The organism is Paenibacillus sp. FSL H8-0548, assembly GCF_038630985.1.
Lineage (GTDB): Bacteria > Bacillota > Bacilli > Paenibacillales > Paenibacillaceae > Pristimantibacillus.
The window spans coordinates 6,198,649-6,224,325 of sequence record NZ_CP152049.1 but is presented as its reverse complement, the minus strand read 5'-3'; the positions used below and the strand labels follow the sequence as shown (position 1 = coordinate 6,224,325).

Here is a 25,677-nt window from a genome sequence, read left to right as displayed (position 1 = left end):
AATGAGGCTGAAAGCTGTTCATCTGCTCCTATGTGCCTTGCTCGCCTTGCTGTCAGCCTCCTGCGGCAGTTACGTGGAGTCAGAAGGAACAACAATCGATAAGCTGCTTACGGATTCAACGACCGCCGAGCCAAGCTTGAATAAAATCGAGCTGCGTTTATGGTCGTTCCACCAATCACGTGAATATGATTTCTGGCAATGGCTAGCGAAGGAATACGAAGCTGAGCATGAAAATATAAAAATTAAAGTTGAATTCGTAACGAGTGACGATTATTTCTCGAGAACACGCTTGCTGTCCTCATTCGCATCGGGCCAAGGGCCGGACATTTTTTTTGTATCCTCTGCGACGCTGGAACGGTTCGTAAATGCTAATATTTTATTTCCGCTGACGGAGTCCTTCACGCCGGCAATAAAAAACGATTTTTATCCATCGGCGTTGGAATCGGTGACGGTGGGCAGCGATATTTATGCGGTGCCTATTGAAACGGAGTTGCTTGGGCTTTTCTATAATATGGAATTGTTCCGCAAGAGAGGAATAAAGCCTCCTTCAACATGGCAGGAAATGAAGGAAGCGGCAAAACAGCTTACGACGAGCAGGGTGAGCGGACTGACGCTTGAAACGTTTGAAGGCGTTTATCTGAATTTTTCATGGCTTCCTTTCTTGTGGCAGACCGGCAGCGATTTGTTGACGGAAGATGGCAAAGGGTCGGCGCTGTCGGGTGGAGCATCGCAAGAGATGTACACCTTTTTCAAGGACATGGTCAATCAAGGGCTCTTAAATATGAGACCGTCACGGCCAGTAACCGATATCGGTATTATTGCGAACGGCGAGACGGCGATGCAAGTGAGCGGCACATGGAATATCCGCACGCTTGAGACTGAATTCGCTGATCAGCCGATCGGCGTTGTACCGCTGCCTATTCCCGAGGGTGGAAGCCCAGTCACGATCGCTGGCGGCTGGAAGCTTGCTGCCAATAAACAGAGCGAGCATGCGGAGGAGGCTGCTAAATTTATTATGTGGGCGCTGGCTGGTGATCCGGATATTCCTCTTAAATGGGTCAATGACGTTAAATTCGCTTATTCGCCGCGCAAATCCGTTATGGAAGAAGGGGTGGATAATTACCGGAAAGGCTTGAGAGCGGTTTTTACCGACCAAATATTTGGTACAGAGCAGGAAGAGCCGCAGCTTCCGGAGGACATAAACCGGATTTTCTCTGACTCCTTGCAGCAGCTGCTCTTTGGAGACAAGAGCGCGTCGCAGATTCAGGAGCTAGCCGATGCAAGAATCAATAAGTACTTGGAGGAAGTCAGAAAATAGTCCACCCTCCTTAAATATTTCCCGTTATATGCTTTAGCCCAAGTGGATTACACTTGGGCTATATTCATTGAAAGGGGCTAAATAAAAATGGGGAAAAGTTGGAAAATAATTGGTTTAGCGGTATTGTCAGTGACGCTGCTTCTGCAGGTCGCTTGCGGCAATTCAAACAATGGAAGAGAGCAGGGAGGCAATAAAGCTGCTGATTCGGAACAAACGACAACTGCAGGGAAAAAAGTAAAGCTGAAATTTTGGGATTTCCACTCTGAGAAAGAAGAGGAATTCTTTAAGGGTTTGGTTGAGGAGTACAATAAAACGCAGGATAAAGTGGTTATTGAGTACTCGACCTTCAACCAAACGGACTATACGACAACTAAGCTTCCGACAGGCTTCGCTTCCGGCGAAGGTCCGGACATTTATATGATTAGTCCCGGTGATTTTATGAAGTTTTCCAAATCCGGTTTAATGGCGGATTTAACGCCTTATTTCCCGGAAGGAGCCAAAGAGGATTTCCTGCCTGCATCGCTGGATGCAGTAACGGTTGACGGCAAGGTTCTGGCACTTCCGTACGAGCTTGAGCTTCTAGGTCTTTACTATAATGAGCAAATGCTGAATGATGCGGGCGTCGAGGTTCCAAAAACATGGGATGAGCTGTATTCTGCAGCGAAGAAGCTCACGACAGATAAGGTGGCAGGCTTGATTTTGCCACCGGACAAAGGACCGTATTTCAACTTCATCTGGTATCCGTTTCTATGGCAGCAAGGTGGCAATGTATTGAACGAGGAAGGATCGGCCTCCACCTTCAATACACCGGAAACGGCTAAAGCGCTTGACTTCTGGGGTCGTTTCTTCAAAGAAGGCATCTCGCCGACCAAGCTGCAGCAAGGGCCATGGGAGATCGATCACATTGGCAAAAAAACGGCAGCGATGCAAATCGTCGGCACTTGGGCGATCAATCGCGCTGAGGAAGTATTCGGCGATGTGCCAATTAATGTAGCTCCACTGCCGATTTCGGAAGGCGGCAAGGCGGCAACAGATGCGGGAGGATGGAAGTTTGCAGTCAACGGTAAAAGCGAGCATGTAGATGAAGCGGCAAAATTCATTATGTGGGCTTTCGCCGGAGATCCGGAACGGGCTCTGAAATGGTGCACGGAAATTAAATTTGCTTATTCGCCTCGCAAGTCCGTCGTTGAGAAGGGGACTGAGGTTTACAGCAAAGGCATGCGCAAAGTGTTTACGGAGCAAATTTACGATTCCGCGATTCCAGAGCCGCGTTATCCATCAGAAGTATTGGATGTTGTTGGTGATGCGATGCAGTACGTTATGTTCGGGAAAATGGACGGTGCAGATGCGGCACAACAGGCTGATGGAAAGATCAACGAAGCGATTCAGGCAGCAAACAAATAAATAAAATAAGCTTCAAACGAAAAGGATGGTGCATGCAGCGAGCCCAAGCTGCGGATCGCTGCATGTACCACTCCGACTGAAGGAGGTTGGATGTTCAGTGACTCCAAAACGAATGAGTAACAGGATGAGGAATGAGTGGGTCACAGCGTACGCTTTTTTACTCCCAAACACATTAGGCTTGCTTACTTTTGTATTTATTCCGATCGTGTATGCCTTTTATGTCAGCTTGCATGACTGGAATGCGTTAAGCCCTAAAGTATTCTCCGGATTTGCGAACTACCAGAAGCTGCTTCACGATCAATTATGGTGGAATTCCGTGTTGAAGACGCTGTTGTTCAGCGTCATCTATGTTCCCTCTCTTTATTTGCTTTCACTGGGCTCTGCTCTGTTGCTGAATGCATTGAAGGGGAGAATCGTAGGCCCAGTAAGAACGATGTTTCTGATGCCGTTCGCAATTACTTCTATTATTAGCGCCATTATCGGCATGTATATGCTGGATCCTCGTAACGGCGTCATCAACCATTTGCTTGGGTTTGCAGGCATTGGTCCGCAGCAGTTTCTAGGCTCCACCTCGCAGGCGATGCTAAGCATTATCGGCGTTATTCTGTGGATTAATATCGGATACAATATGATTATTTTTTTGTCTGCTATCAAAGAAATTCCAAGGGATTATTATGAAGCGGCACAAATCGACGGCGCAACGGGCTGGAAGGCTTTTCGCTGGATAACATTCCCACTATTGGCCGAGACGAGCACCTTTATTCTTATCGTGACTATGATTGGCTCCTTTCAGGCTTTCGATCAGATCGTCGTCATGACTAAGGGCGGTCCTGCTAACGCAACGGAAGTGAGCGTTCTCTATATCTTTAAGCAGGGCTTCGAGCTGCTGAATATGGGGTATGCATCCGCACTGGCTTTTGTGTTGTTCCTTATTATATTTTGTTTGTCCATTATTCAGTTAAAGCTCCTCTCATTGAGGAAATAGGCGGTGAAGACTTTGAGATTAAACAATCGAATCCTATTGCCGTCAGCAGCGGTTATATTAGGCATTTTAATGATTTTTCCGATTTATTTGCTCGTGATCAGCTCTTTGCGTTCCGAAACAAATGTATTCGACTTTAATTTATTGCCGACAGCTTTTGAATTCAGCAACTTCAAAGAAGCATGGATAGGTTCGGGGCTGCCCCGTTCGATCGCCAATTCCTTAATCGTTTCGGGCACGGTTACTGCCGTTGCTATGATTTTTCATGCGATGTCAGGTTATGCGCTTGCGCGGTTTCGTTTCCCTGGGAAAACGATTATGTTCGCTTGGATGTTAAGCACACTCATGGTGCCGTTTGCCGTCATCATGATTCCGCTCTATTTGATTACAAAAAATTTAGGGTTAGCGAACTCGTACGCCGGCCTTATTATTCCATCGATTTTTAATGCCTACGGTATTTTTTTGTTCCGTCAGTTTTATATGGATTTTCCCAAGGAGCTGGAGGAGGCGGGTTACATGGAAGGGCTTAGCCTGTCGGGCACTTTCTTCCGATTGGCACTCCCGTTGTCCGTGCCAATCATGGTGCCGCTTACGATTGGTTTTTTCCTGACGAATTGGAATGCCTATATGTGGCCTCTAATCATAACGCAAGACGAGAGCTTGTGGGTCGTTCAGCAGCGGCTGGCGCATTTGGTGGGCGGAGGCTACTTTACGCCATGGAATGTCGTGCTTGCAGCCGCCGTCGTAGTCGCCATTCCGACCTTTATCCTGTTTTTCGTTGCACAGAAATATTTGGTCGAAGGCATTAAGATGAGCGGCATCAAATAATAGTGTTGCACGCTTGCCTAGACATAATCAATGAATTTATGATTATGTCTTTTTTTCATTTTTGTTTGCGACACGATGATTTACTCCAAAATTAGAGATGAAAAGCTTTGATTGTATGTGCCTGAACCATTCCCTTCCATCTTGCCGCCCCTTCCATCCTCTCGCTTGCTTTCACCTATTCCCCTGATTTAGTCCTAGCTCGGTTTCTCTTTATGGAAACGAATATCACTTCATCGCTATCCTGCGCTTCCAACAATATATATAAGTTGAACTAAAGACACTTCTACATTCTAATGCAAAGACGATCGATAATATTCATGGGATCTTTCATGATATTAATCATAAATGTCCCTACATTTTTCCGTATCTCAGCAGTTTTGTGATAAAACACATTAATTGATGACATCTGCTTTGAGCCACTTCCATAACCCTTTGACCAGGTTTAACTGTTGACTGTACGGTGGTAGAAAAACAAACTTCAACCGTTGATTTTCATTCAGGAAGCCCGACAATAGCTTGGCATGATGAATACGAGCATTGTCTAATATGATAACGATTTTGCCAGTCGGATAAGCCTCGAGAACTTGGCTTAAAAACGTTAGAAATGCTGCTGCATCATACTGTTCGTCTTCCTTCCAGATGATATTTCCGTTTCCATAGTCCAACGTCGCCAAAAGCTTTACACCGAGATGTTTACCCGTGGTCTTAATCATTCGTTGCTTTCCCTTGGCAAACCATGTCTTCTGAAGTGCCTTGTAATCCCGAATCATACTTTCATCTTCAAACAATAAATGATCAATTTCGCCGTTTTCGTACTTTTTTTAACCTGGGGAAGGTGGTTTCGACAAACACTTTTTGTTTTTCTTCGTCAGCAGCCGCTAAAGTGTAAGTCGGCTTGGTATAACTGAGATCCATCCGATGCATGAGTTTCGATACTCCCCGAATAGAGTAGATTTTGCCGAAATTATTCTTGATGTATCCTCTAATGATTTGGAGTGTCCAGTTGAACTTGGATGTGAACCCTAATTCATGAGGAACACAATCCATAATGGTTTTTTTTCTACGACGGTACAATCATATAACAAGATTTCCCTGCTTTCTGTCGAATGCATAAGGGAAAGAATGATGTAGGAGATGACCCTTATGCTTTCGAAAAATCGCCTCGGTGCTGCTCCAAAGATTTACTTCAGACCGGAAATGAACAATTGTCCACATTGTGAGTCTAAATTAGTGCGGTCGCATACCGCGTGGAAAAAGAAAATATCTAAATTATCAGGCGTCATTCACGCATGGAGTATGGCGTATGTTTGTTCAAACGAAAACTGCATACATGCAAGTGCTACTTATAAATCAGCAGAGGCAGAAGCTTTGAGCATGAAATACTCATCTTACAGCTACGATGTTCTCTGCCTGGTCGGTGAACTGCGTTTTAAGCAACATCGCACGCGTAAAGAGATTGCGGACGCATTAAATGAACGTGGCATTGTGGCCAGTGAACGGTATGCACAATCGCTGTATGAAAGGTATCAAACCCTTCTCGCTGCAAGTCTCGATGAACATGTCAAACAAAGCCTTGCAGAGACAACGGCGCAAAATGGCGGCATTATCCTCTCGATGGACGGTGTCCAACCCGAGAAGGGGAATGAGATGCTTTACGTTATTCGCGAAGTATTCAGCGGTACCATTCTTGCGGCTCGGAACATGAAAAGTGGAGCCGCTGCTGAATTGCGGACACTCATTGATCCGATTATTGAATGGGGTTATCCCATCGTAGGGATTGTAAGCGACGGACAAGTTTCCATTCGGCAGGCTTTCGAATCTCTCTTGCCTGACGTGCCGTATCAGTACTGTCAGTACCATTATTTGAAAGACATTGCCAAGCCTGTTGTAGATGCCGATCGAAAGCTCAAAATGGAACTGAAAAAGAGCATGCGCGGCCTGCGGGATGTGGAACGAAAAATCGAGCAGACCGAGAAAAAAGAAGCGGAAGCCGCACGGACGAACGATGATGAGATTCCTGACTCATCACACGTAGCAGCGGAAACAACTGTGCTTTCTGAAGCACAGGTGGCGAAGGGTTACGTAGCGGCCGTTCGCGCTTTACTCTTGGAAGATGGCGAACCGCCGATTCATTTACCGGGCATGTTGATCTATGAACGAGCCCAGGCCATACAAGCGTCGCTTGCGCGATGCTTGACTAAAAAAAGAGCCTCTTCTCCTTCAGGGTCTATTCAGAATTTTCAGTAAACTTGGGGAACAGACCTCACGATACGAAGCTGTGTCCCGCTGGGCGAAGCCGATTGCCCCTATCGCAACAGCACTGGAACCGGACGATGATAAAACGAGCGAAACAGTAGAATGGGAAATGACCCATGTATTGAACTGGCTCAAACAGACGTATACGGAAGAGACTGATTCCACCATGGTTAATAACGTGACCAACTATTCCCGCGGGTTCTGGAAAGGTCTGTTTACCTGTTACGATCATTATCACATCCCGAGAACCAACAACGACCTGGAACAATTTTTCCGTCAGACGAAAGCATGCCACCGCCGAATTACGGGACTCCGCAATTGGAACAACTATATCGTTCGAAATGGCGAGATGATCGTGCTCGTAAGCGATGCACTCCGACAAAAACATGTCATCGCTCGTCTGAGAAGTGTGAGCTATGCAGCGTATACTCAGCGCAAAGCACGATGGAGCGAGCGCCTATCTGCAGGCGTTCAACGTAGACGGTTTAATCGTAATCCCTACACTTTCTTGCATCAATTGGAAACGCAATGGGATCAAATCGCGGTTGTTAGTTGATTGTGCCGTCGTAGTTTTTTTAGATCTATATCGATCTACTCCGTCTCTTGAAATGCCATTTGCTCGGAGTGTTCATCGGATCTAGCACTTACGGAATAGCTCTTGCTTTTGGCGATTTCTTTGTAACAGCCTTCTCTGAGTAAACAATTTTTGCATCGCTCAACGTCAAAGTAATAGGTGTCCACTTGGTTTTTACCGACGCCTTTTTTTCCTTGTCGAGCCTTTCGGATGGCCATGTGACCAGCATCGTATGCTGCAATAGGCTTAATAACATTCATTTCATGTGACATTAATGATTACCTCCCAATTTTGGTCGGGAGTTTGGTGCGGTGAAAAGATTGACGCACCTGACGGCTATTAGCCGCGCCAATCTGGGGAAAAGCGAGCGCACACAACTCTAGCGGAGAACAAGGGACGTATTTTTTATTTTGGGAAATATATATAGAATTAACTTCCCTTATGGGGCACGGGATCGCGAAAATTAGGAGTTTATGGAAACGGGTGAGGACGAGGTTTAACATGCTTCAATCACTCGGAACTGGTAAACAGAAATCGACAAGTAACTGTGTAAACTTAGGAACCGCCGTATACCGAGCGGTACGTGGTGGTGTGGGAGGCCGGCTACATAATTATTGGGTAGCCCTCCTACCCAATTTTAGATTTAACAATTCATTTATGGCATTAGCGGAAGACATCTTCAAACAGGCTTAATCGAGTATGCCTCTGCTCCAGTGTGCCAAAGTAAATTCACCTGTCGCATGCCTTAATACTTATCCTACTCATCCATCATACATTGGCTCCCATCTGACTACTAGGTGGGGCCTATTTGACGCTCACAGTAAAACGACGCTCAACACTGCAAGATCGCGAATGTTCTGTGCTATTATCCTTTTTGTATATGCCATTGAACAAATTGACCATATAATCAGCCGCAACGTACTACTATACTTAGGTTGTTCGATACAGCTGTACATTACAGTGGAAAGTAGGTGAGGGCTATAGCGAATTGGTGCCGAGCTTGCTAGCACGTGCATATTGCTCGAATCGGATGACGCTAGGCGGTAAGTATTAAGCAAAGGAAGAAGGGGAGATAAAATGAAAACGATTTCCGATTTATGTAAAAAGGGTTTGCTGTTTGTTCTATTATTCACCATGTTATTTAGTACGCTGGAGCTGTATCCGCAGACTGTTGTGTTCGCCGAGTCCAATACAGTCTACAGCGCAGACGAACTGCTTCCTCCAACTGCAGCCCCAGGTGCAGGCACCTACGAAACGACACAGCAGATAACACTGCAAAGTGAGGTTGTGGAAGCGGGAATTTACTATACTCTGGACGGATCTGACCCTCAGGAAAACGGGATTCGTTATGAGTCGCCCATTTCTGTTGACGCATCCGTATCCATCATAGCTTATATTAAGTCAGGTGATCTTGTAAGCGATACCATTTTACTTCAATATACAATTGACAGAGAAAAAGATGCCGACACGGAGTCTCCTGAAAGGAACGAAGAGCAAGCTGAAGAAGTTGCAGAGGAGGAGGCAATTGAGCAGGATTTACTCAAACTTGAAGAAGCGGAAGAACTGTTAAGAATGGCTGCCTTACTTGATGAGAATCCGGCATATGCAGAGCATTTTTTAACCAAGCCGGGTAAAGGTTTTGCTTACATACGCCCGAATTATCCGGGTATGAGCATTACAGAGGGGAGGCCCGCTGTTATTGATGCGAGCAAGCAAACGGACAAGTTTCCGGTATTCCATATTAGCAACGCTAGAACTGGGCTGCAGCTAGTTGCACAGCTCTATGGGCCTGACCAAACAATTGTGTATACATCCACGCCAAAAGAATTTGAAGGTCAGGATACGCTGACTATACCGGATACCGTTCAAATGCAACGAGGCACTTATCGCCTTTTGCTGACTCTTACAGCAGATGGCAAGACGTTATATGACACTTACTATTTTACCGCTATTGACGAATTTGCTACTTATCATTCTATACACAATGAACAAAACTCCAACAATGCCAATGTTGGCAACGTCAATTACGATGAAGCGGGCATCAAAGAATATCCGGCCGTTCAGCTTCTTCAGGATAGGCTGGCCTACATTCCAGATTACAAAGGCAATCAAATTACTGACTTTTCCAACGTGGGCTATAAGGGGGGCGGCGTAGACATTCCCAATGTTCCCGTCAAGGTAAGGCTGGAGCCACTGGTGGATGACACTATGGATGCTTGGGATATGATCCAGAACGCCATCAACTATGTATCTGGTCTGGTCCCCGACAACAGCGGCTTTCGTGGAGCTGTGTACTTGAATGAAGGGATTTATCGCATTAGTAGACCATTGACAATTAGAGCTTCAGGAGTTGTTATCCAGGGTGCAGGACAAGGAACGCCAACAGACGTCAAAGGGGATGGATCGCAGGCTAATCCCTTAACCTATGAATTAGCGGACCAAGCATTCGAAACTGGCGTCACCAAGCTCATCTCCACATGGAAGGTGAATTCAAACAGTACATGGGTGCCTGAGAAGAATGATGACCGGACTCCCAATACCAATACAGAATCAGGCGTCAATGTGAACTCTCCGCGCTCAACTGGTCAGAACAGCACGCTTATTCACTTTTCTGGTTCATCTCCTACTACAGGAAACGACTATGTGGAGGTGACTGACCAATACGTAGGGGCAGGTCAGTTTAGCGTACACGTTGCAGATGTATCAAAATTCGAGGTTGGTGAGGTTGTAGAGGTTCGCAAACGGATCGATATAAATTGGGCAAAAGCTATGTATATGGACCGTATAGATGGCGCTGCAGACAGATTATGGTCTAATAGCAACACCATTAACACTTTTAATAACAATTTTAAGAGCGAACGTACAATTGCTGCGATTGACAGAGAAAATAAACAGCTTACTTTTGCAGAACCGCTTGCTGACAATTTGGATATGCGCTGGGATGTTGCACGTATCTACAAGTTGACTAATGACGGACGACTAACCAATGTAGGCGTAGAGGGAATTCAAGGCATTTCCCATTTCTATGCGGTTGAGGATGCACAAGGTGAAGCCTATAAACCGTTGACTTCCCGTTACAACATCTTCTTCCGCACCTATAATGACGAGAATCATGCGATGGTGTTTGTAACAATGAATGCGGTCAAGGACGGGTGGGTTAGAAACTTTCAGACCTATCACCTGGATATCGGCTTCCAAGGAGGCGGACAATCTCGCAATATTACAGTGCAGGATGGCGCTGTATTAGATCCTGTCAGTTATATGGATGCCGGTGAGCGCAGGTATTCCATCTATTTCAACACCTCGCAATTTATGCTCGGTCAACGACTATATACACGCTTTATGCGCCATGCTTACGCATTTGACGCCTATACATCTGGTCCGAATGTGTTTTACAACAGTAATTCTGATTATACTGCCGATTCTTCCGAGCCGCATTTCCGTTGGTCCTCTGCGGGACTGTACGACAATATGCGGACGAGAGTGCATATCCAAAATCGCTGGAATTGGGGAACCTCGCATGGTCATTCCGGCGTCAACTATGTCCTGTACAACTCAGAGGGACCTTTCATTATGAGCCAGCCACAAATCTCACCAAATTATCTAATCGGTCACAGCTATGACTATCCGAAAGATCGATTAAAATATGGTGAGACGGTGAATGTGTTTTTAACGAAAGGTGATGAACTGACCGGTCATTTGCCGCCGGACTTTGATTCTGAGCCTAACTTGTTTCTACTGCAGAACGCCAATCTGAATAATGGACAAGTACCCAACTTCCCGGCGTACATGTATAGTGTGGAAAGAAAGGTAAGCCCTGCTCTCGATAACATGCCGGATAGCCTCTATCTTCAACAGGTAAAGGATCGTCTTGGCACTAAAGCCGTCGAAAGCATCAATCAGTTGCCTATTCCGCCTGCACTATTATCCGAGCTTAGCATCAATGGACAGGTCATCGAAGGATTTAAGTCAAGGACATTTATCTACACCTATGATCTGGGGCTGGATTTTGTTGAATTACCGGAAATAGCCGTCGCTTCATCCGATGGCAACGCAAAAATCGACATTATCTATCCTGAGCATTACGCGCAAAATGAGATTCAAATTGTCCTCACCAACGCCAATCAGGTGAAGACGGTTTACACGATACGCTTAAGTAGTGGAGTCATTACATCGCCGATCGTTTCAGCTAGTAGTGAACAAATTAATGGTTCCAACACGAACTACGCCTTGCATGTTTTAAATCCTGATCTAACGGAAGGAAATCCCGACGTTCCCCGGTGGGCTGCTGAAAATGAAGCCGCGCTTACGATGTATTTAGGAAATCAAGCTAAACGAATTGAAGGCATTGAGCTTGGCGTTGTCCGGCCAGGAAGCGGCTCGCGAGCCTACCAATTCGGCGTAGAGTTTTCATTGGATGGCAAGACATGGATTAAGCCTGATGAAGGAACTTATAAGACGAATACACAACAGGATAAAGAGGGATGGAGCTACACCACTGAAGGACGAATAGCTGGTATTGCCGTCAATTCGAACAACACCGAACATATCCTGCAGACCTTCTATTTCAGTGAACCAACCGAGGCTAGGTTTATTCGTTTTACGGGTGCAGGAAATACCGTTAATCAATGGAATAACTATTGGCGGCTACGTCCTGTCTTTGCAGACGGTTCGGTTTACACCCCTCCTACTGCTGTTAGCATTAAAGGAGATGAAAGCATAACGGTTGGGGACAAGGCACAACTGCAGGCAGTAATCACACCAGATGATGCAACTGTAAAAGATGTATTCTGGTCGTCCAGTAATCCATCCATAGTCAAAGTCGATCAACTAGGACATGTAACCGCGATTGCAGCAGGAACAGCGATTATTAAAGCGGTCACGGCCGATGGCCAGTATCAATCAGATGACGGAATCCCTTCGATTCAATACAATACGTCTACATTAAGCGTTACTGTGGTAGAAAAAATCATCAATTACCGCGTTTCCTTCCACACAGGAGACGAAAGCAATATTGCTGAACAAACTGTAGAAGCTGGGTCGACGCTTGCTGCGCCTGAAGCACCTGCAAGAGACGAGTATCGGTTCGCAGGCTGGTTTAAAGATCAGCAGCACACCATCCCTTGGATATTTGATACAGACAAAGTGGACAGTGACCTTGTCTTGTATGCCAAATGGATTCATGAGCCGTCTTATGTGTATCAACCGAGCACGCCAATTGCCGTAGAAAGAACTGCACTTGAGAATCAACGCGAAATTACCGAGCAACTGGAGAACAAGCAAGCACCGTCCTTAACTATTCCTGCAACTAGCAAAAAGGCTGAGCTGAATGCAGAAACGGCGCGCTCCATTGGCTTAGCAGGCCAAGGCATCACGATCAAGAAAGATGCCTTCTCGGTTTTCATACCTGCACATGTACTGTCACTTATTAACCCGGACAGTACCTCAGTCACGATAGTGATTTCCCCACTGTCAACTGATGACGCCCTGCAAGCCATGAAGCAGGTGGATGCGAAGCTGCTTAGCAGAATTTATGAGCTATCGATCATTGTCAATGGTGTAAATGTAGAACAATTCAACGAGCCGATCGAACTTCGTTTGAATATAGCTGGAGCCAATCTGCAGTCGGATAACGCAACTTCAATCATCAAACTGACTGGAACTGGATTAAAGCATAATCGTGGCGGTGTCTACAGCGACAAGGACGGTGTAATTACTGGCTATACACATGATATCGGCTTGTATGCGGCTGCGTCCGTCAAGGATCTGGTAGCTCTTCATCTGTCACTTAAGAGCCTTGAATATGAGCTGAACGATCAGCCATATACCTTTGATGTGTCACCACTATTAGTTGAAAATCGCACCTTAGTGCCGATACGACTGATTGCAGAAAGCTTTGGCGCAAAAGTATCCTGGGATCCTGCGACTTTCTCGGCTGTCATAGCGCTAGAGGGCAAAGAGCTGAGATTTACGATTGGACAGGCAACAGAAAACATGGAGGTTCCGGCTATGCTGTTCAAGCAGCGCACAATGATACCTTTGCGATTCGTAGCTGAATATTTTGGTGCTAATGTCCTTTATGACAAGGAAACGAAGGGCATTACCATTTTCAGATAACAGCATATTAACTTCTTAATGGTTGGAAAGGCACATGGATTGTCGCCGTCAAACGTGATAATTCTCCATCATGCCTTTTCCCTCCTAAATGTTATCTACCAATTCCTCCAGTTTTTTGCCCTCGGATGGATGTAAGGGATGATTATGAAAAGGGGGGGCTTACTGATGGAGAATCTCTCAAGATTATCTTTTACTTACAGCAAACTTGCGCAGCTATACCTTAGATCTTGATATCGGATTCACCGAAAGTTTTGCTTTTTAAAAAAATCGGGAAGTTTTGAGTGATATATCGTGGTTTATTTCGTTCACCCACAGAATCTCCATAAATGTAATCCAAATAATCTGTGCAATAGGAGGCACCGTACAAGCGTTGATTGTTCTGCTGCTTCTCTTGAAGACGTATTAGAAGCTCATAGAATGCATCTACAAGCAGCGAGAAGATCATTTTGAAGGTGTTTTGATTCGTCTCACACTATAGAGTAGTTCCGGCTATCTTGCTATTTCTTTTCCGGTATTCGGACGGGGAAATGCCGACGATGGCTCTAAAAGTCGAAGAAAAATAATGCTGGTCCGCAAAGTTCAGCTTGACGGAGATTTCATTGATAATGAGATGAGTGTTCAGCAAGTAATGCTTGGCAAGTTCAATTTTGTGTTTGCGGTAATAAGCATAGGGAGTAATCCCATACGTTTCGCGAAACAGCTTGATGATATAATTTTTCGAATATCCTAACTGTACGCAAACATCGTTCATATCTAACCTGTTTTCAATGTTTACGTCTAGGCATAATTTGATTTGCTCCGCAACGGAGAGCACCTTATGCTCCAAATGGTTTTTTAAACGCAAAACGATCTTCAACAACATGACTGAAACTTCGTCGATTAATTCGGAATAGCTCTTATCTCTGACGGACGATATATTAATGATTTCATTCATATAAGAAAGAATGTTGCAATCCTTTACAATATACGTGTCTGGAGGCAAATACTGCTTAAACAAATATTCCGCAAATTCCCCGTAAAAAACTATCCAAATTTTAGTCCAAGGATGATCTTCGCTGGAATAATACACGTGATCGCTGTTTCGAGTCAAAATATAAACGTCATTTTTTTGAGGGTACAAAGTCTGGGTGTCAATCTTCAGAACGCCACTGCCATCGATAATGTATTCGAACGAAAAGAGGTTTTCGCCTTGCCGATCAATCCGGTAATTTTTATCGCAATAAGAGATTCCTGACATCATGACATTCAGTGGGAAATCGGAATCGCACATTTGCCAGAAATTATATATATCCTCACGCATGATTATAATCCTCACCTTTGAAGTGATATTTCCTATTATTATATATCAATTAATATGATAAATTAAACAATGCGTAGAACAAAAGAATTGTAATCTTACTAAATCTAAGCGAAATAGGAGGGATTGAAATGAATTTGCGAGCTCCAGCCGTTCCACTAATTACCATAGATCCTTATTTTTCTATTTGGTCGATGGCAGACAAGTTGAATGAATCAGACACCAAGCATTGGACGGGTAAACCTCATCGAATGATCGGCACCGCTTCAGTCAGTGGCAAAGAGTATCTTTTTATGGGCGATAAGCCAAACAGCTTGAAAATGGAACAAACTAGTCTGGACATTACTGCACTCTCAACCAACTACCGTTTTGCATGTGATGAAATTCAATTAGAAATTACATTTACTACGCCCCTTCTGATGGATGATTTGAAGCTAATGTCCAGACCAGTTTCTTATATTCATGCGAAAGGTTGGACCAATGATGGGAAAATTCATAATGTGACGATTACCATTATGGTGGATGGCGAGATCTGCCAAAATTTAAAGTACGAGTTCCCAACCGAATATGCCGATCTTAGCCAACCAGGCTTTACCTGCGGTGAGATTGGAAGTAAGATCCAGAATATGTTATCCGTAGCTGGAGATGACCTTAGAATCAATTGGGGATATGTATATCTCGCTTCGGATCATGACCAAGCGGTAGTTACTGCCACAACCAGCACCAATGAATACGGTACCCTGAACCATACGATGGCACTGTCGATCACGCTAGATACGGAACAAAATGCTGAAGGACTTTTTGCCGTCGCTTATGATGATATTAAGGCAATTGAATATTTCCACGAGCCCCTCAATGCGTATTGGAAAAAGGACGGCCAAAGCATCAAGGAAGCGATCAAGCAAGCCTTGAGCGAGTATGACACTATTTCCAATAAATGCGAATTATTCTCGTCGAAACTGTATCAGGATGCCACTGATTCAGGCAACGAAAAATATGCGGAACTGCTATTCCTAGCCTACCGGCAGGCGATTGCAGCGCATAAAGTTTGTGTGGATCCAAACGGAGATGTGTTGTTTATTTCCAAGGAGAATTTCAGTAACGGCTGCGCCGCCACCGTCGACGTGACCTATCCTTCCATCCCTCTATTTTTGCTTTATAACCCAGAGCTTGTTAAAGGGATGCTAAGACCGATTTTCAAATATGCCTCAATGGATGTTTGGCATTACGATTTTGCTCCTCACGATGTGGGGACCTATCCTATTCTTAACGGTCAGGTATACAGCCATGGGACTTGCCCTACTTGGCAGATGCCAGTGGAAGAATGCGGAAATATGCTGATCGTTAGCGCGGCAGTTGCACTTGCGGAAAATGACATCTCGTTTGCTCAGGAGAATTGGAGCCATCTTGAGAAATGGTGCAATTACCTTATCAAAAACGGCGTAGATCCGGATAACCAGTTGTGTACGGACGATTTCGCAGGGCATTTAGCCCATAACTGTAATTTATCGATTAAGGCCATCATGGGAATCGCCAGCTTCTCTATTTTGAACCGCTTAGCAGGAAATGAGGAGAAAGCAGAGGAACTACTGAAGATTGCCGGGTCCATGGTTGAAAAATGGCTGGCTATGGCCGCAAATGAAGATGGGACGTTCCGTCTGGCATTTGACCGTCCTGGCTCCTTTAGTATGAAATACAATGCGGTCTGGGATCAAATTTTCGGACTGAACTTATTTCCTAAAGATACCTTTACGGCAGAGACGAGAGCCTATATCGAAAAGTACTCCGGCCCTTACGGCCTCATGTTGGATAACCGCAACAACTATACCAAATCAGATTGGCTGGTGTGGAGCGCCTCGCTTTGTGATAACAAGGAAGATTTCACGACCATCGTAGATCGCTTGTGGCTTGCGTACAACGAGTCGGAAAGCCGTGTTCCAATGACGGATTTTTATTCGACGACCGATGCGAAAATAGAAAACTTCCAAAACAGATCGGTACAGGGTGGGCTATTCATCAAGTTACTTATTGACAAAGGAATTTAATGCTTTCAAAAGTGAATAGCGGTAATACCTCTTTCATCGCGGGTCTAGAATCGGGTGACGACGTATTTAAATGAGTAATGAAAAGAGCAGTCCACCCTTGGATGAGGATGGACTGCTTTTTTTCATGTGTAACGGTTTGCAGTCGGCATATTCTAATCAAATATATGTGCGAACGAAGGAATTATCGCATCTATCCTCGTCTGAAACTTATGGGGATCTGTCTCACCCAGCTCTGCTAATAATTGTTGTGCCTCTAAAGATCGACTATCCTCCAAGATGAGTGTGAGTACATTGGAATTGAAAATCTCACGGGGGGAGATAATCAATGCATTCATCATAAACTGTTCCGAGTACAGGGATAGGTTATTTTCTGTGGTTGCGAGCTTCATAGTCTGCTTCATATACAAATCCAAATATTTTTGTGCAAATACAACGCCCTTCATTGGTTCAGAGTATACATGCTCTACCCCTTTCCATCGCAGATCTGCAACGGAGCTGAGCCACCAGGCTGGTTCAATGGCCTCCTGCATTCTTTTCAGTACTCGCCGCTCGAAATGGGGCTGTGGATTGCTGCGCTCTTCCTCCAAGCAACCTCCTAAAGTTTCTGCTTCAATCGCTGCTACCGTCATTCCCTGCCCATGGATAGGATCAAAGCAACAAAAAGCGTCACCTAGAACTAACAACCCGGACGGCCAATTTTCCATTTTCTCAAAATGTTGACGAACAGATTCCGGTGTACGGTAGCCCCGTGGACTTTGAACAGGTTCCAATTGTTTCACAATTTCCGCCATTCGTGAATCAGGAAGATGGTTTATTTCTGCTTGATATTGTTCAGGATCCGTCGATGGATAATGTTCTCCTCCAGCGCTAAATAACAAAGTTCCAGCGATATTATTTTCAAATCTTAGAAGCATTGCGGTACTAACGCATTTGGATGGCTGTGCTTCTGAAATAATGGATGTCCAGTTTTCTTCAAGCTGCTGAGGTATTTTGTAATAACGGGTACTATAGCCAAGCGAGACATGAAGACGTTCTGGTTCCGGCACAACAAAGCCAAGAGACTCCAGCCACTGGGTGGCTTTGGAGGAACTCCCGGTTGTATCCACCACCAAATCGGCAGTTGAGGCCCCCTCTTGCTTTTGATCACTGCAATCCCTTGTAAATACGCCAATAATTCTTGTCTGGTCAGATGATGCTTGCAAGCCGGTTACTTCCAAATTTGATGAAAACCGTACTTTTGGAATCTGATCTACGCGCTGACGCAGAACGTATTCAAGTAATGCTCTGCTGCAAGCTGCGTTTTTCACAGGAGAACTAGCTTTGAAACTGGCGAATTCATTTACTATCAGCATTTTTTCTTTCATGGTTGGAAAGGCACCTAGATTTAACAAGTCCTCAATATAATCAGGGAAATAACGCTCGAGAATCATACTGCCGCGCGGGAGCATGCGATGCGGGTGAAACGCCTGCGGCGTGCCGAGACGGTTAGAAGGTTTCAGTGAAAACTCATCTCTTTCAATAATCAAGACTTCACCATAAAAATCAGAAAGGACCCGTGCAGTCAGCAATCCAGCGATGCCTGCACCGATGACGATTGCTTTTTCTGCTTTTGATTGCGCAGCCGGGACATATTGTTTCATAAATTTCATACCTTTCTTTATAATTTCTAGTTTGACTGAGGTTTCATCAATCCTTTTAGTTGATTTATTTGAGAAAGGGAATTGTTGCTAGTCGGATAAACGATATACAATTAAAAGAGTGTTACACTTACAACATGTGTATTATAGGTTGGATAGAAGCAAAGTTCAAATTATAATTCCATCATTTGGACAGAAATGTACAGAAGAGATTAAAGTTCTGCATTCAAATCAGGCAATAATTACTTTTTTATATAGGAGGTGCTTAAGGATGGAAGATGCGACAATGAATCCACTCTTGCTGGACATACCTGAGAGCTTTGAAAGCCAGAGGCTGATTATCCGCTCGCCATTATGGGGAGATGGTGCTCATCTTAACGAGGCAGTGAAAGCGAGTATAAAAGAATTGAAGCCTTGGATGCCCTGGGCTGAGCAAATACCTACAGTGGACGAATCGGAAGCTGTTGTTAGGCGAGCACGATTAAAGTTTTTAGAGCGTTCAGATTTCATGCTGCTGCTTATCCTAAAGGAAACGGGTCAGCTGATAGGGAGCAGTGGTCTTCATCGGATCGATTGGCAATCGAGAAAGTTTGAGATCGGTTATTGGATTCATTCTGCATTTAGCGGAAATGGCTATATATCGGAAGCAGTAGATGCGATAAGCAACTTTGCTGTTCAAGAGTTAAAGGCGAATCGCGTTGAGATCCGCTGTGATTCTCGTAATATTAAGAGCGCTGGTGTCGCTCAGCGCTTAGGCTTCACGCTTGAAGGTATTCTACGGTACGAAAAATGTGCCGTAGACGGTTCACTTCGCGACACGATGATTTTCTCCAAAATTAGAGGGAAAGAGCTTTGAATGTATGCCAATGCTGTCCTGCACTTTTGCAAGGTAGCGGCTAGTGCAGGATAGCCTATGTATGTACGGTAATGGGGGCGTTGCAATGAAAAGGATAGTAGTCATTCTCACGGTAATCTGCATCATGATTACAGGCTGCAGCATTAAGGAGACGTTCATAACTGAGAAGCTAATAACCGCCACGCAGGTAAAGGAATTATTTGATAAATATGAAATTGAACGATCTGAGCCCAAGGACTTGCATCCCCAAAATGTATTTACAAGAGTTCTTAATGGTGTAACACCTGAAACTTATGAAATAAATAATGATCAATTGATTAGTATATACGTGTATTCCTCAAGCAAAGAAGCTAAGGAGGGAGAAAAGGGTTTTAAGGATAGTACAGCAACAGCCGATGTTGTTCAGCATAGCGTTTATGTGATTGGCAATGTTTTATTATTTTATGTAGCAGATCGTGATTTTAAGGATTCGCGTGTGGAGCGGGTTATGAACGATATGCTTACTTTGTTAGTCTAAATCACTGGTACTGGCGTTTATTCGACCGGGTATGCAACAATAAGGTATTCATCATTAATTGTCTAAAGAAATGCAATCGGATAAGGAGCAGGTACATAATGGAGAACAAAATTTTCACATTGAGCGAAGCGAATGAGCTGCTGCCGCAGTTGAAGGCGGACTTAACGAGGCTTCAAAATTTAACGAAGCAGTTTGAGAAGCAGTATATGGACTATCAGAAGGAAAAGACAGATTTTGAGCAAGCCTTTGTGGCGGAGCAAGGCAGCATGGATCCGTTCTTTGAGCAGGAAAGCCAGCTGGAGTTCATGAAGATGGAAGCAGACCTATTGATAGAAAATTTTGCGCGCAAAGGCGTACAGTTGAAAATGATTAATCCGGGACTGATCGACTTTCCAGCCGTTCTTGACGGCGAGGATATTCTGATCTGCTGGAAGGAAGGCGAAGAGCGTGTCAGCCACTATCATGGCTGGAATGATGGCTTTGCCGGGAGAAAAGAATTTCCTCAGTAGTAGAGCCGCAGGGGCAGCTGAAAGCCAGCTGTGCCTGAAGTGGAACATTCCTAATTACGGCTGCGTTATGTATGTAGTGGGCTCATTCGAGTAGAGAGGCTGGTGCTGCATGACCATTTTCAGAAAAACAACGGCAATGCTTCTGACTGCAATCATCATTCGGCAGCATGAGCTATTCGATGAGGTGACTTTAACTGCAAGCGAATACGATCCAGCATTGAAGGAATTTAGAGAGAGTTTTTCAGTGAAGGCAATCATTAATGATAATAAATATGCAGGCGAGCTGAAATTTAAGCATCCAGGAAGCTATTGGGTAAACCTGGAGAGTCCGAAATATTTACAGTCCATAGATGTAGGCCCTTATTCGACCGTCTGGGCTAGTATGATCGTAGATGTAGAATAAGGGGGAAATAAAGAAGAGTCCCGATTCAACATCATCGAGACTCTTCTTGTCATTAGACAAGGACGGCGATAGCCATTTCACCTTGTTATATAGGAAACTATACATTCTCCGAACCTGTTGATAATGATGCTGCGGCAGCAGCCAGTAAGTAGATAACGAAAGCTAACGGAAGCCAGAGACGCTAAAGTGCCATTTTTGGTTAGCGTCACATTTTAACGGAAGTGGGAGACGCTATTCCGTAGAAATGAAGCGAGATCGGGCATGTAGGGTGCAAATAGAGGCCTGTGCTTCCGTTAGAATCTTGCAACGAGAAATAAAGGCGATTTAGCGTCTCTGATTTCCGTTAGAAGTCCGAGCTGACGCGACTGCGATTTCCAATCATCCGTAAGGGTGATTTTGTTCTTTATTGCAGAACAAACTCTGCCGTTACGGGGTTATGGTCGCTAAACTCGAAGTTTAAGTCGGTCCCCTTGATGCTGGTCATAGCAACATTTGAAGAAATGAAGAAGCCGTCAATAACTGCTTTGAAATTCACGCCTTCCGTATAGGGAATATCGAGTGTCCGAACGGTAGGGATGCTCTCGTCAATGATCCAATTGAAGCCGTTCGGTTTAAAATCCTCAGGAAACTTTTGCAGCCATTCGGGCCACCCTTGCGTCGTTACGAAGCGAGCCGGATCAGTACCGGGCAAGGCATGGTTCCAGTCACCGCCTACGATAATATAATTGCCTTGATCATTTTCTTTCTCCAGATGAGCGGATAAATAGTCTAATTGCTGCTTTCGGATTTCCCCGCCCTTGTCAAACGCTGATAGATGCAGATTGATGAGGATGAGCTCTTTTCCATTGCTGACGGGAAATCTGCTTTCCACAAAGGCACGATCCAAATCGAGCTGCTGCCGAGGCCAGCTTTCTTTGCCTGGAAGATCGTAACGCTGGCTGCTTGTGCTTTTGAAGGAAGCGAGAGTGAGCAATCCGCTCTGAACCGAGCCCATAGGAGAAAATACGGGAACGGGTACCCAAGGTACTTTGTAATTGTAGGCAAAAGTAGAGCTGTAGTCTGCCGAAGCCTTGGATAAATAGTCTGCTTGATCAATACGATAGCTTCGTGAAGATCTTGCATCGACCTCTTGAAGCAAATAAAAGCTTGAATGAGCATTGCTCATAAATGTTGAAATAGCAGCGAGATTTGCTTCGGTTTGTTCCTTGCTGCTGGAGCGTGAGCGCTTCCCGCCATCCATGAAAAAGTCCTGCCTGCTGTCTAATCCAGCATAACCAATATTGAAGGTTGTTATTGAAAATGGCGTGCCTTGCTCTAAAATATTTTCGGCAGCGTTTAAGGTCGTTAGCTCGGTAACTTCTTTTGGTTTGTAATCAGATAAAGTAAGATACAATAAGAAGCTTACAATAATTAGAACGATTGCTAATAGAAGCACACATAATCTTTTGAATAACTTTTTTCCCATTGCTTCACTCCTTTCACTATTGCTTATCTATGTTAAGAATACACGAAAGGATTCGGGAATGAACTATTGTATGGGATGAAATATAAGTTTTTTTTGGAGGTGAGCGGCAATGTCTGGCGTCATAACGAAGGCGATTCATTTGCTTGATCTTCTCCTTCCGCAAGGAACGGAGAAGGAGCTTAGTGTTACGGAGATGAGCCGAGAGCTGAATATGCCGGTACAAAGCGTGCATCGGATATTAGCTTCCTTAATGGAGCATGGCTTCGTCGCTCAGAATGCCAAGACTAAGAAGTACAAGCTAGGCTTGTCCATTATGAAATATGGTTTTCTCATGTGGGACAGCCTGATGCTCCGCACGATCGCCAGACCCTTTATGGAGGAGCTATCGCAAAAAACGAAGGAAACGGTCTATTTAGCAACTCGCGAAAATGCAGAGGGCGTTTATATCGATTCGGTAGATTCTCCGCAAATTTTAAAAATATCGGAACCGATCGGCCTCAAGCTGCCCTTGTGTATAGGTGCTTCAAACCGGGTTATTCTCGCTTATTTGCCTAGAAAAACACAGGAGGCTATTATGGATGAGACTGACTGGGAGGCCTTGCCCTCTTTAAAGCCCCTGACACGGGAATATATCGAGGGTGAGATTGTTGCGATCCATAAGCAGGGCTATGCAGTGACCTCGGGCGAGGCAACAGAGGGGACGACCGGCATCGGCGCTCCGATTTTTTCATACGAGAACATGGTCATAGGCTCCTTGAACGTTGCTGGCCCAACTCTTCGGTTAACGGAAGCTGCTATTGAAAAATATAGTTTACTCGTAAAAAAATATGCCGATATGATCTCGAACGAGCTGGGCTACCGATATAAGCTGAAATAGCAAACGAATTTATTAGTAATTATCCCACTATTCAGGAAAGTGATATTACGAATATCGAATAATGGGATTATAATTAGCTTCAATAACCGCAGCTTGCGTGAATTGGAGTTGAATGAAATGATGAATATATTAGCTTTTCGACACTTTTCCTTTGATGATGACTTTGCTTTTCGTTCATGGGCTAGTGCGGGTGGACATCACTTCGTCTTGCGAGACCCTTCCGTTGAGATCAGCCTTGATTGGCTGGATAACTTAGATTTGCTTATAATTTGCGGGGGGCCGATGAGTGTCTACGAGGAAGATCGTTATCCTTGGCTAATACACGAGAAGCAATTCGTAGCAGAAGCAATGAACCGTGGCAAAAAAGTGCTCGGCATTTGCTTCGGCGCTCAAATGATCGCTGAATTGCTAGGCAGTCCGGTATACCGGAATAGCTATAAGGAAATTGGCTGGCATACGATCAATCGCACACCGGAGCAGCACGCATGGTTGGTTGACTTGCCGGAGCCGCTCGTTTCATTTCAGTGGCATGGCGACACCTTTGATCTGCCAGAGGAGACGCGGCTGCTGGCCTATTCAGAGGCGTGCAGGGTACAGGCTTTTGCTTACCGAGAGCATGTGCTCGGGCTGCAATTCCATTTGGAAACGACGCCGGCATGCATGGAGGCGATGTTTGATCATTGGTCCAGCGAACTAATCGACGCGCCGTATATTCAGTCGGAGGAGCAGATACGCAGTCTTTTTGGACAAAGTGAGGTTTCAATTAAATTACTTCATCAAATATTGGATCAAATAAGCAGATAAGCGATATAGACGATCTATTTAAATAGTCGAAAAGAAGAGGTGCAAAGGGACAATGAAACCATTTATTCATAATCACCAATTCAATGCCATTAAGCGCAGCGTCGATACATTGCAGCGAACCTACAATACTGTCGCGGACAAAAAGGTCATTGAAGCGGCTAAATACTCAGCAGAGGGCCTGGTGGAAGAGCTGTTTAAAGAGAAAACAGCTGAGCAGGAGCAGCTATTCAAGCCTCTATTCGAGCATAAGAGCAAAATCGAATATGACCATGCGCTTAATGCGCTGCAGCCGTATTTGCTGCCGCTCTCTGGCGTGACGGAAGGAGCGATCAAGAAGCTTTTCCCGAAAGTAAAGAAGCTTAAGGTTCCTGATTTATCTGCTTTATCCTTCGTTTCCTTAACCTATTTGGGCTGGATTGATGCGGGCTCTAATAAGCTGTATATGGTCTATGATTACCAAGGCAAGGTTGCAGGAATTGAGGCGCGTTTTACTATTGCGGGCAAAAAAAATATTTGCTCGCTATGCAACGGCTACGGCGAGGTAGCACTCGTAACAGCGATCTCGAAAGCAAAGCTGCATAATTCTCCCGATTATTATAAAGCGGTAGGCAACTATATGTGCACCGATAGTATGCTATGCAATACGCGGATTACGGATATTACTTATTTAGAGAAATTTTTCGAAGAAATTATTTGTTCTTAAAAAAAGGAGTGTTCAAGCATGAAGCAAAATCGTCTCGGACAATCGGAGCTTTACGTTAGTGAAATCGGCCTAGGCTGCATGTCGCTTGGTACCGATAAGGAAAAGGCTGTCTCACTTGTGCATGCAGCGATTGACGGCGGCATTAATTTTTTGGATACAGCTGACCTGTACCATGAAGGACTTAATGAGGAGATTGTAGGCGAGGCGGTTCGGGGACGACGGTCGGAAATCATTATTGCGACTAAGGTAGGCAATCGATGGGAGCCTGGCAAGGAAGGCTGGTCATGGGACCCGTCGAAGGCCTATATTAAGGCAGCGGTAAAGGATAGCCTAAGAAGGCTTCAAACGGACTATATTGACTTATATCAGCTCCATGGGGGTACGCTGGAAGATCCGATCGAGGAAACCATCGAAGCATTCGAGGAGCTGAAGCAGGAAGGGTTTATTCGCTATTATGGCATTTCTTCTATACGTCCGAATGTCATCCGAGAGTACGCAGAGCGGTCGAATATCGTAAGCGTGATGAGCCAGTACAGCATTTTAGACCGAAGAGCTGAGGAACAGGTGCTGCCCTTGCTGGCAGACAACGGCATTGGCATGATTGCTCGGGGCCCGGTAGCAAAAGGAATTTTAACGAAGGCTGGCACTGTGAAAATGGAAAAAGGGTATTTGGATTACAGCGCGCAGGAGCTTACTGCCTTACATACGTCCTTGCAGGAAGTCGGAGAAAGCGCTCGTGATCTCGCACACACCGCAATGAAATATGCATTGGCCCATCCTGCGGTAGCAACGGTCATTCCTGGGGCTAGCACAATAGAACAGCTGCTGCACAATATTTCGGCGAATGAGGCGGCTCCGTTATCGACTGCAGAATTAGAGGCGATTCAGCGTATAAGTAAAAGCAGTCTTTATGAGCAGCATCGATAAGATTTATATGGAAAAATGAAATAAAAAGAAATGATTCACAGAATGAACTTTCTGCGTTATGATCCAGTTAGGTCGCGTTTTCGGGTGACACAATAGGCACATCCATTGTTATATCTATAAGCTGCGAAGAGAGAGCCTGTACCACGGCTTTCTCTTTT

At 44.9% G+C, this 25,677-nt stretch carries 19 protein-coding genes and 2 pseudogenes; 16 read left to right on the top strand and 5 right to left on the bottom strand.

Annotated features, from left to right (window positions below; all coding sequences use genetic code 11):
- Window position 1 precedes the first annotated feature (1 nt).
- The 4 genes from MHI37_RS26485 (at window position 2) to MHI37_RS26470 (ending at window position 4,532) form a co-directional block, all read left to right on the top strand.
- Complete coding sequence (locus MHI37_RS26485) at window positions 2–1,318, top strand: sugar ABC transporter substrate-binding protein (protein WP_076339159.1); 1,317 nt, start codon at window positions 2–4, stop codon at window positions 1,316–1,318.
- Window positions 1,319–1,405: 87 nt separating this feature from the next.
- Window positions 1,406–2,722 carry an ABC transporter substrate-binding protein gene (locus tag MHI37_RS26480; RefSeq protein ID WP_076339158.1) on the top strand — a complete coding sequence of 439 codons (1,317 nt, stop codon included), beginning with the start codon at window positions 1,406–1,408 and terminating at the stop codon, window positions 2,720–2,722.
- 97 nt (window positions 2,723–2,819) lie between these two features.
- Window positions 2,820–3,707: a sugar ABC transporter permease gene (locus MHI37_RS26475; RefSeq protein WP_218638952.1), complete on the top strand. Its 888-nt coding sequence runs from the start codon at window positions 2,820–2,822 to the stop codon at window positions 3,705–3,707.
- 12 nt (window positions 3,708–3,719) lie between these two features.
- Window positions 3,720–4,532, top strand: a complete 813-nt coding sequence (locus tag MHI37_RS26470) for a carbohydrate ABC transporter permease (RefSeq protein WP_083676498.1) — start codon at window positions 3,720–3,722, stop codon at window positions 4,530–4,532.
- A gap of 283 nt (window positions 4,533–4,815) precedes the next feature.
- Here MHI37_RS26470 and MHI37_RS26465 read toward each other — a convergent pair.
- Window positions 4,816–5,555, bottom strand: a pseudogene (locus MHI37_RS26465) (IS630 family transposase); the annotation flags it as partial.
- A 120-nt stretch (window positions 5,556–5,675) separates the two neighbouring features.
- On the opposite strand from MHI37_RS26465, the gene MHI37_RS26460 reads away from it, so the two are divergent.
- The gene (locus tag MHI37_RS26460; RefSeq protein WP_256710225.1) at window positions 5,676–6,779 is read left to right on the top strand and encodes an ogr/Delta-like zinc finger family protein; all 1,104 of its coding nucleotides are present in this window, start codon (window positions 5,676–5,678) and stop codon (window positions 6,777–6,779) included.
- Between the two features lie 31 nt (window positions 6,780–6,810).
- Window positions 6,811–7,344, top strand: coding sequence for a hypothetical protein (locus MHI37_RS26455; protein ID WP_076335858.1), 534 nt, complete (start codon window positions 6,811–6,813; stop codon window positions 7,342–7,344).
- A 41-nt stretch (window positions 7,345–7,385) separates the two neighbouring features.
- Here MHI37_RS26455 and MHI37_RS26450 read toward each other — a convergent pair.
- Window positions 7,386–7,589: pseudogene (locus MHI37_RS26450) on the bottom strand (IS5/IS1182 family transposase); the annotation flags it as partial.
- An 850-nt stretch (window positions 7,590–8,439) separates the two neighbouring features.
- Here MHI37_RS26450 and MHI37_RS26445 point away from each other — a divergent pair.
- A complete protein-coding gene (locus tag MHI37_RS26445) occupies window positions 8,440–13,479 on the top strand; it encodes a stalk domain-containing protein (protein ID WP_076335859.1) in 5,040 nt (1,679 codons plus the stop codon).
- A gap of 472 nt (window positions 13,480–13,951) precedes the next feature.
- Here the strand turns inward: MHI37_RS26445 and MHI37_RS26440 are convergent, their stop codons facing one another.
- Window positions 13,952–14,779, bottom strand: a complete 828-nt coding sequence (locus MHI37_RS26440) for an AraC family transcriptional regulator (RefSeq protein WP_076335861.1) — start codon at window positions 14,777–14,779, stop codon at window positions 13,952–13,954.
- 128 nt (window positions 14,780–14,907) lie between these two features.
- On the opposite strand from MHI37_RS26440, the gene MHI37_RS26435 reads away from it, so the two are divergent.
- Window positions 14,908–16,821 (top strand): DUF4965 domain-containing protein, encoded by a 1,914-nt coding sequence (locus MHI37_RS26435; RefSeq protein ID WP_076335862.1) that lies wholly within the window; start codon window positions 14,908–14,910, stop codon window positions 16,819–16,821.
- A 152-nt stretch (window positions 16,822–16,973) separates the two neighbouring features.
- On the opposite strand, the gene MHI37_RS26430 is transcribed toward MHI37_RS26435, so the two are convergent.
- Window positions 16,974–18,461, bottom strand: a complete 1,488-nt coding sequence (locus tag MHI37_RS26430) for an FAD dependent oxidoreductase (RefSeq protein WP_076335863.1) — start codon at window positions 18,459–18,461, stop codon at window positions 16,974–16,976.
- Window positions 18,462–18,729: 268 nt separating this feature from the next.
- Between MHI37_RS26430 and MHI37_RS26425 the strand changes: the two genes are divergently transcribed.
- The 4 genes from MHI37_RS26425 (at window position 18,730) to MHI37_RS26410 (ending at window position 20,743) form a co-directional block, all read left to right on the top strand.
- A complete protein-coding gene (locus MHI37_RS26425; protein WP_076335864.1) occupies window positions 18,730–19,314 on the top strand; it encodes a GNAT family N-acetyltransferase in 585 nt (194 codons plus the stop codon).
- A gap of 85 nt (window positions 19,315–19,399) precedes the next feature.
- Window positions 19,400–19,831 carry a hypothetical protein gene (locus MHI37_RS26420; protein ID WP_083676140.1) on the top strand — a complete coding sequence of 144 codons (432 nt, stop codon included), beginning with the start codon at window positions 19,400–19,402 and terminating at the stop codon, window positions 19,829–19,831.
- A 98-nt stretch (window positions 19,832–19,929) separates the two neighbouring features.
- Entirely contained in the window at window positions 19,930–20,340 is a 411-nt protein-coding gene (locus MHI37_RS26415; protein ID WP_076335865.1) for a DUF2203 domain-containing protein, read from the top strand.
- A 109-nt stretch (window positions 20,341–20,449) separates the two neighbouring features.
- Window positions 20,450–20,743, top strand: a complete 294-nt coding sequence (locus tag MHI37_RS26410; protein ID WP_076335866.1) for a hypothetical protein — start codon at window positions 20,450–20,452, stop codon at window positions 20,741–20,743.
- A 403-nt stretch (window positions 20,744–21,146) separates the two neighbouring features.
- Here MHI37_RS26410 and MHI37_RS26405 read toward each other — a convergent pair whose 3' ends face one another.
- The gene (locus MHI37_RS26405) at window positions 21,147–22,208 is read right to left on the bottom strand and encodes an endonuclease/exonuclease/phosphatase family protein (protein ID WP_076335867.1); all 1,062 of its coding nucleotides are present in this window, start codon (window positions 22,206–22,208) and stop codon (window positions 21,147–21,149) included.
- A gap of 109 nt (window positions 22,209–22,317) precedes the next feature.
- On the opposite strand from MHI37_RS26405, the gene MHI37_RS26400 reads away from it, so the two are divergent.
- The 4 genes from MHI37_RS26400 (at window position 22,318) to MHI37_RS26385 (ending at window position 25,519) form a co-directional block, all read left to right on the top strand.
- On the top strand, window positions 22,318–23,085 hold the full coding sequence (locus MHI37_RS26400; protein WP_076335868.1) for an IclR family transcriptional regulator: 768 nt from the start codon (window positions 22,318–22,320) through the stop codon (window positions 23,083–23,085).
- A 117-nt stretch (window positions 23,086–23,202) separates the two neighbouring features.
- Window positions 23,203–23,889: a type 1 glutamine amidotransferase gene (locus MHI37_RS26395; protein WP_256710232.1), complete on the top strand. Its 687-nt coding sequence runs from the start codon at window positions 23,203–23,205 to the stop codon at window positions 23,887–23,889.
- A gap of 52 nt (window positions 23,890–23,941) precedes the next feature.
- A complete protein-coding gene (locus MHI37_RS26390) occupies window positions 23,942–24,592 on the top strand; it encodes a FusB/FusC family EF-G-binding protein (RefSeq protein ID WP_076335869.1) in 651 nt (216 codons plus the stop codon).
- Window positions 24,593–24,610: 18 nt separating this feature from the next.
- Window positions 24,611–25,519 carry an aldo/keto reductase gene (locus MHI37_RS26385; RefSeq protein ID WP_076335870.1) on the top strand — a complete coding sequence of 303 codons (909 nt, stop codon included), beginning with the start codon at window positions 24,611–24,613 and terminating at the stop codon, window positions 25,517–25,519.
- Window positions 25,520–25,677 lie beyond the last annotated feature (158 nt).

Coding starts and splice junctions, on each gene's coding strand:
- MHI37_RS26485 (WP_076339159.1), top strand. CDS start 2: ATGAGGCTGAAAGCTGTTCATCTGCTCCTATGTGCCTTGCTCGCCTTG.
- MHI37_RS26480 (WP_076339158.1), top strand. CDS start 1,406: ATGGGGAAAAGTTGGAAAATAATTGGTTTAGCGGTATTGTCAGTGACG.
- MHI37_RS26460 (WP_256710225.1), top strand. CDS start 5,676: ATGCTTTCGAAAAATCGCCTCGGTGCTGCTCCAAAGATTTACTTCAGA.
- MHI37_RS26445 (WP_076335859.1), top strand. CDS start 8,440: ATGAAAACGATTTCCGATTTATGTAAAAAGGGTTTGCTGTTTGTTCTA.
- MHI37_RS26440 (WP_076335861.1), bottom strand. CDS start 14,779: ATGCGTGAGGATATATATAATTTCTGGCAAATGTGCGATTCCGATTTC.
- MHI37_RS26435 (WP_076335862.1), top strand. CDS start 14,908: ATGAATTTGCGAGCTCCAGCCGTTCCACTAATTACCATAGATCCTTAT.
- MHI37_RS26430 (WP_076335863.1), bottom strand. CDS start 18,461: ATGAAACAATATGTCCCGGCTGCGCAATCAAAAGCAGAAAAAGCAATC.
- MHI37_RS26425 (WP_076335864.1), top strand. CDS start 18,730: ATGGAAGATGCGACAATGAATCCACTCTTGCTGGACATACCTGAGAGC.
- MHI37_RS26420 (WP_083676140.1), top strand. CDS start 19,400: ATGAAAAGGATAGTAGTCATTCTCACGGTAATCTGCATCATGATTACA.
- MHI37_RS26415 (WP_076335865.1), top strand. CDS start 19,930: ATGGAGAACAAAATTTTCACATTGAGCGAAGCGAATGAGCTGCTGCCG.
- MHI37_RS26410 (WP_076335866.1), top strand. CDS start 20,450: ATGACCATTTTCAGAAAAACAACGGCAATGCTTCTGACTGCAATCATC.
- MHI37_RS26405 (WP_076335867.1), bottom strand. CDS start 22,208: ATGGGAAAAAAGTTATTCAAAAGATTATGTGTGCTTCTATTAGCAATC.
- MHI37_RS26400 (WP_076335868.1), top strand. CDS start 22,318: ATGTCTGGCGTCATAACGAAGGCGATTCATTTGCTTGATCTTCTCCTT.
- MHI37_RS26395 (WP_256710232.1), top strand. CDS start 23,203: ATGATGAATATATTAGCTTTTCGACACTTTTCCTTTGATGATGACTTT.
- MHI37_RS26390 (WP_076335869.1), top strand. CDS start 23,942: ATGAAACCATTTATTCATAATCACCAATTCAATGCCATTAAGCGCAGC.
- MHI37_RS26385 (WP_076335870.1), top strand. CDS start 24,611: ATGAAGCAAAATCGTCTCGGACAATCGGAGCTTTACGTTAGTGAAATC.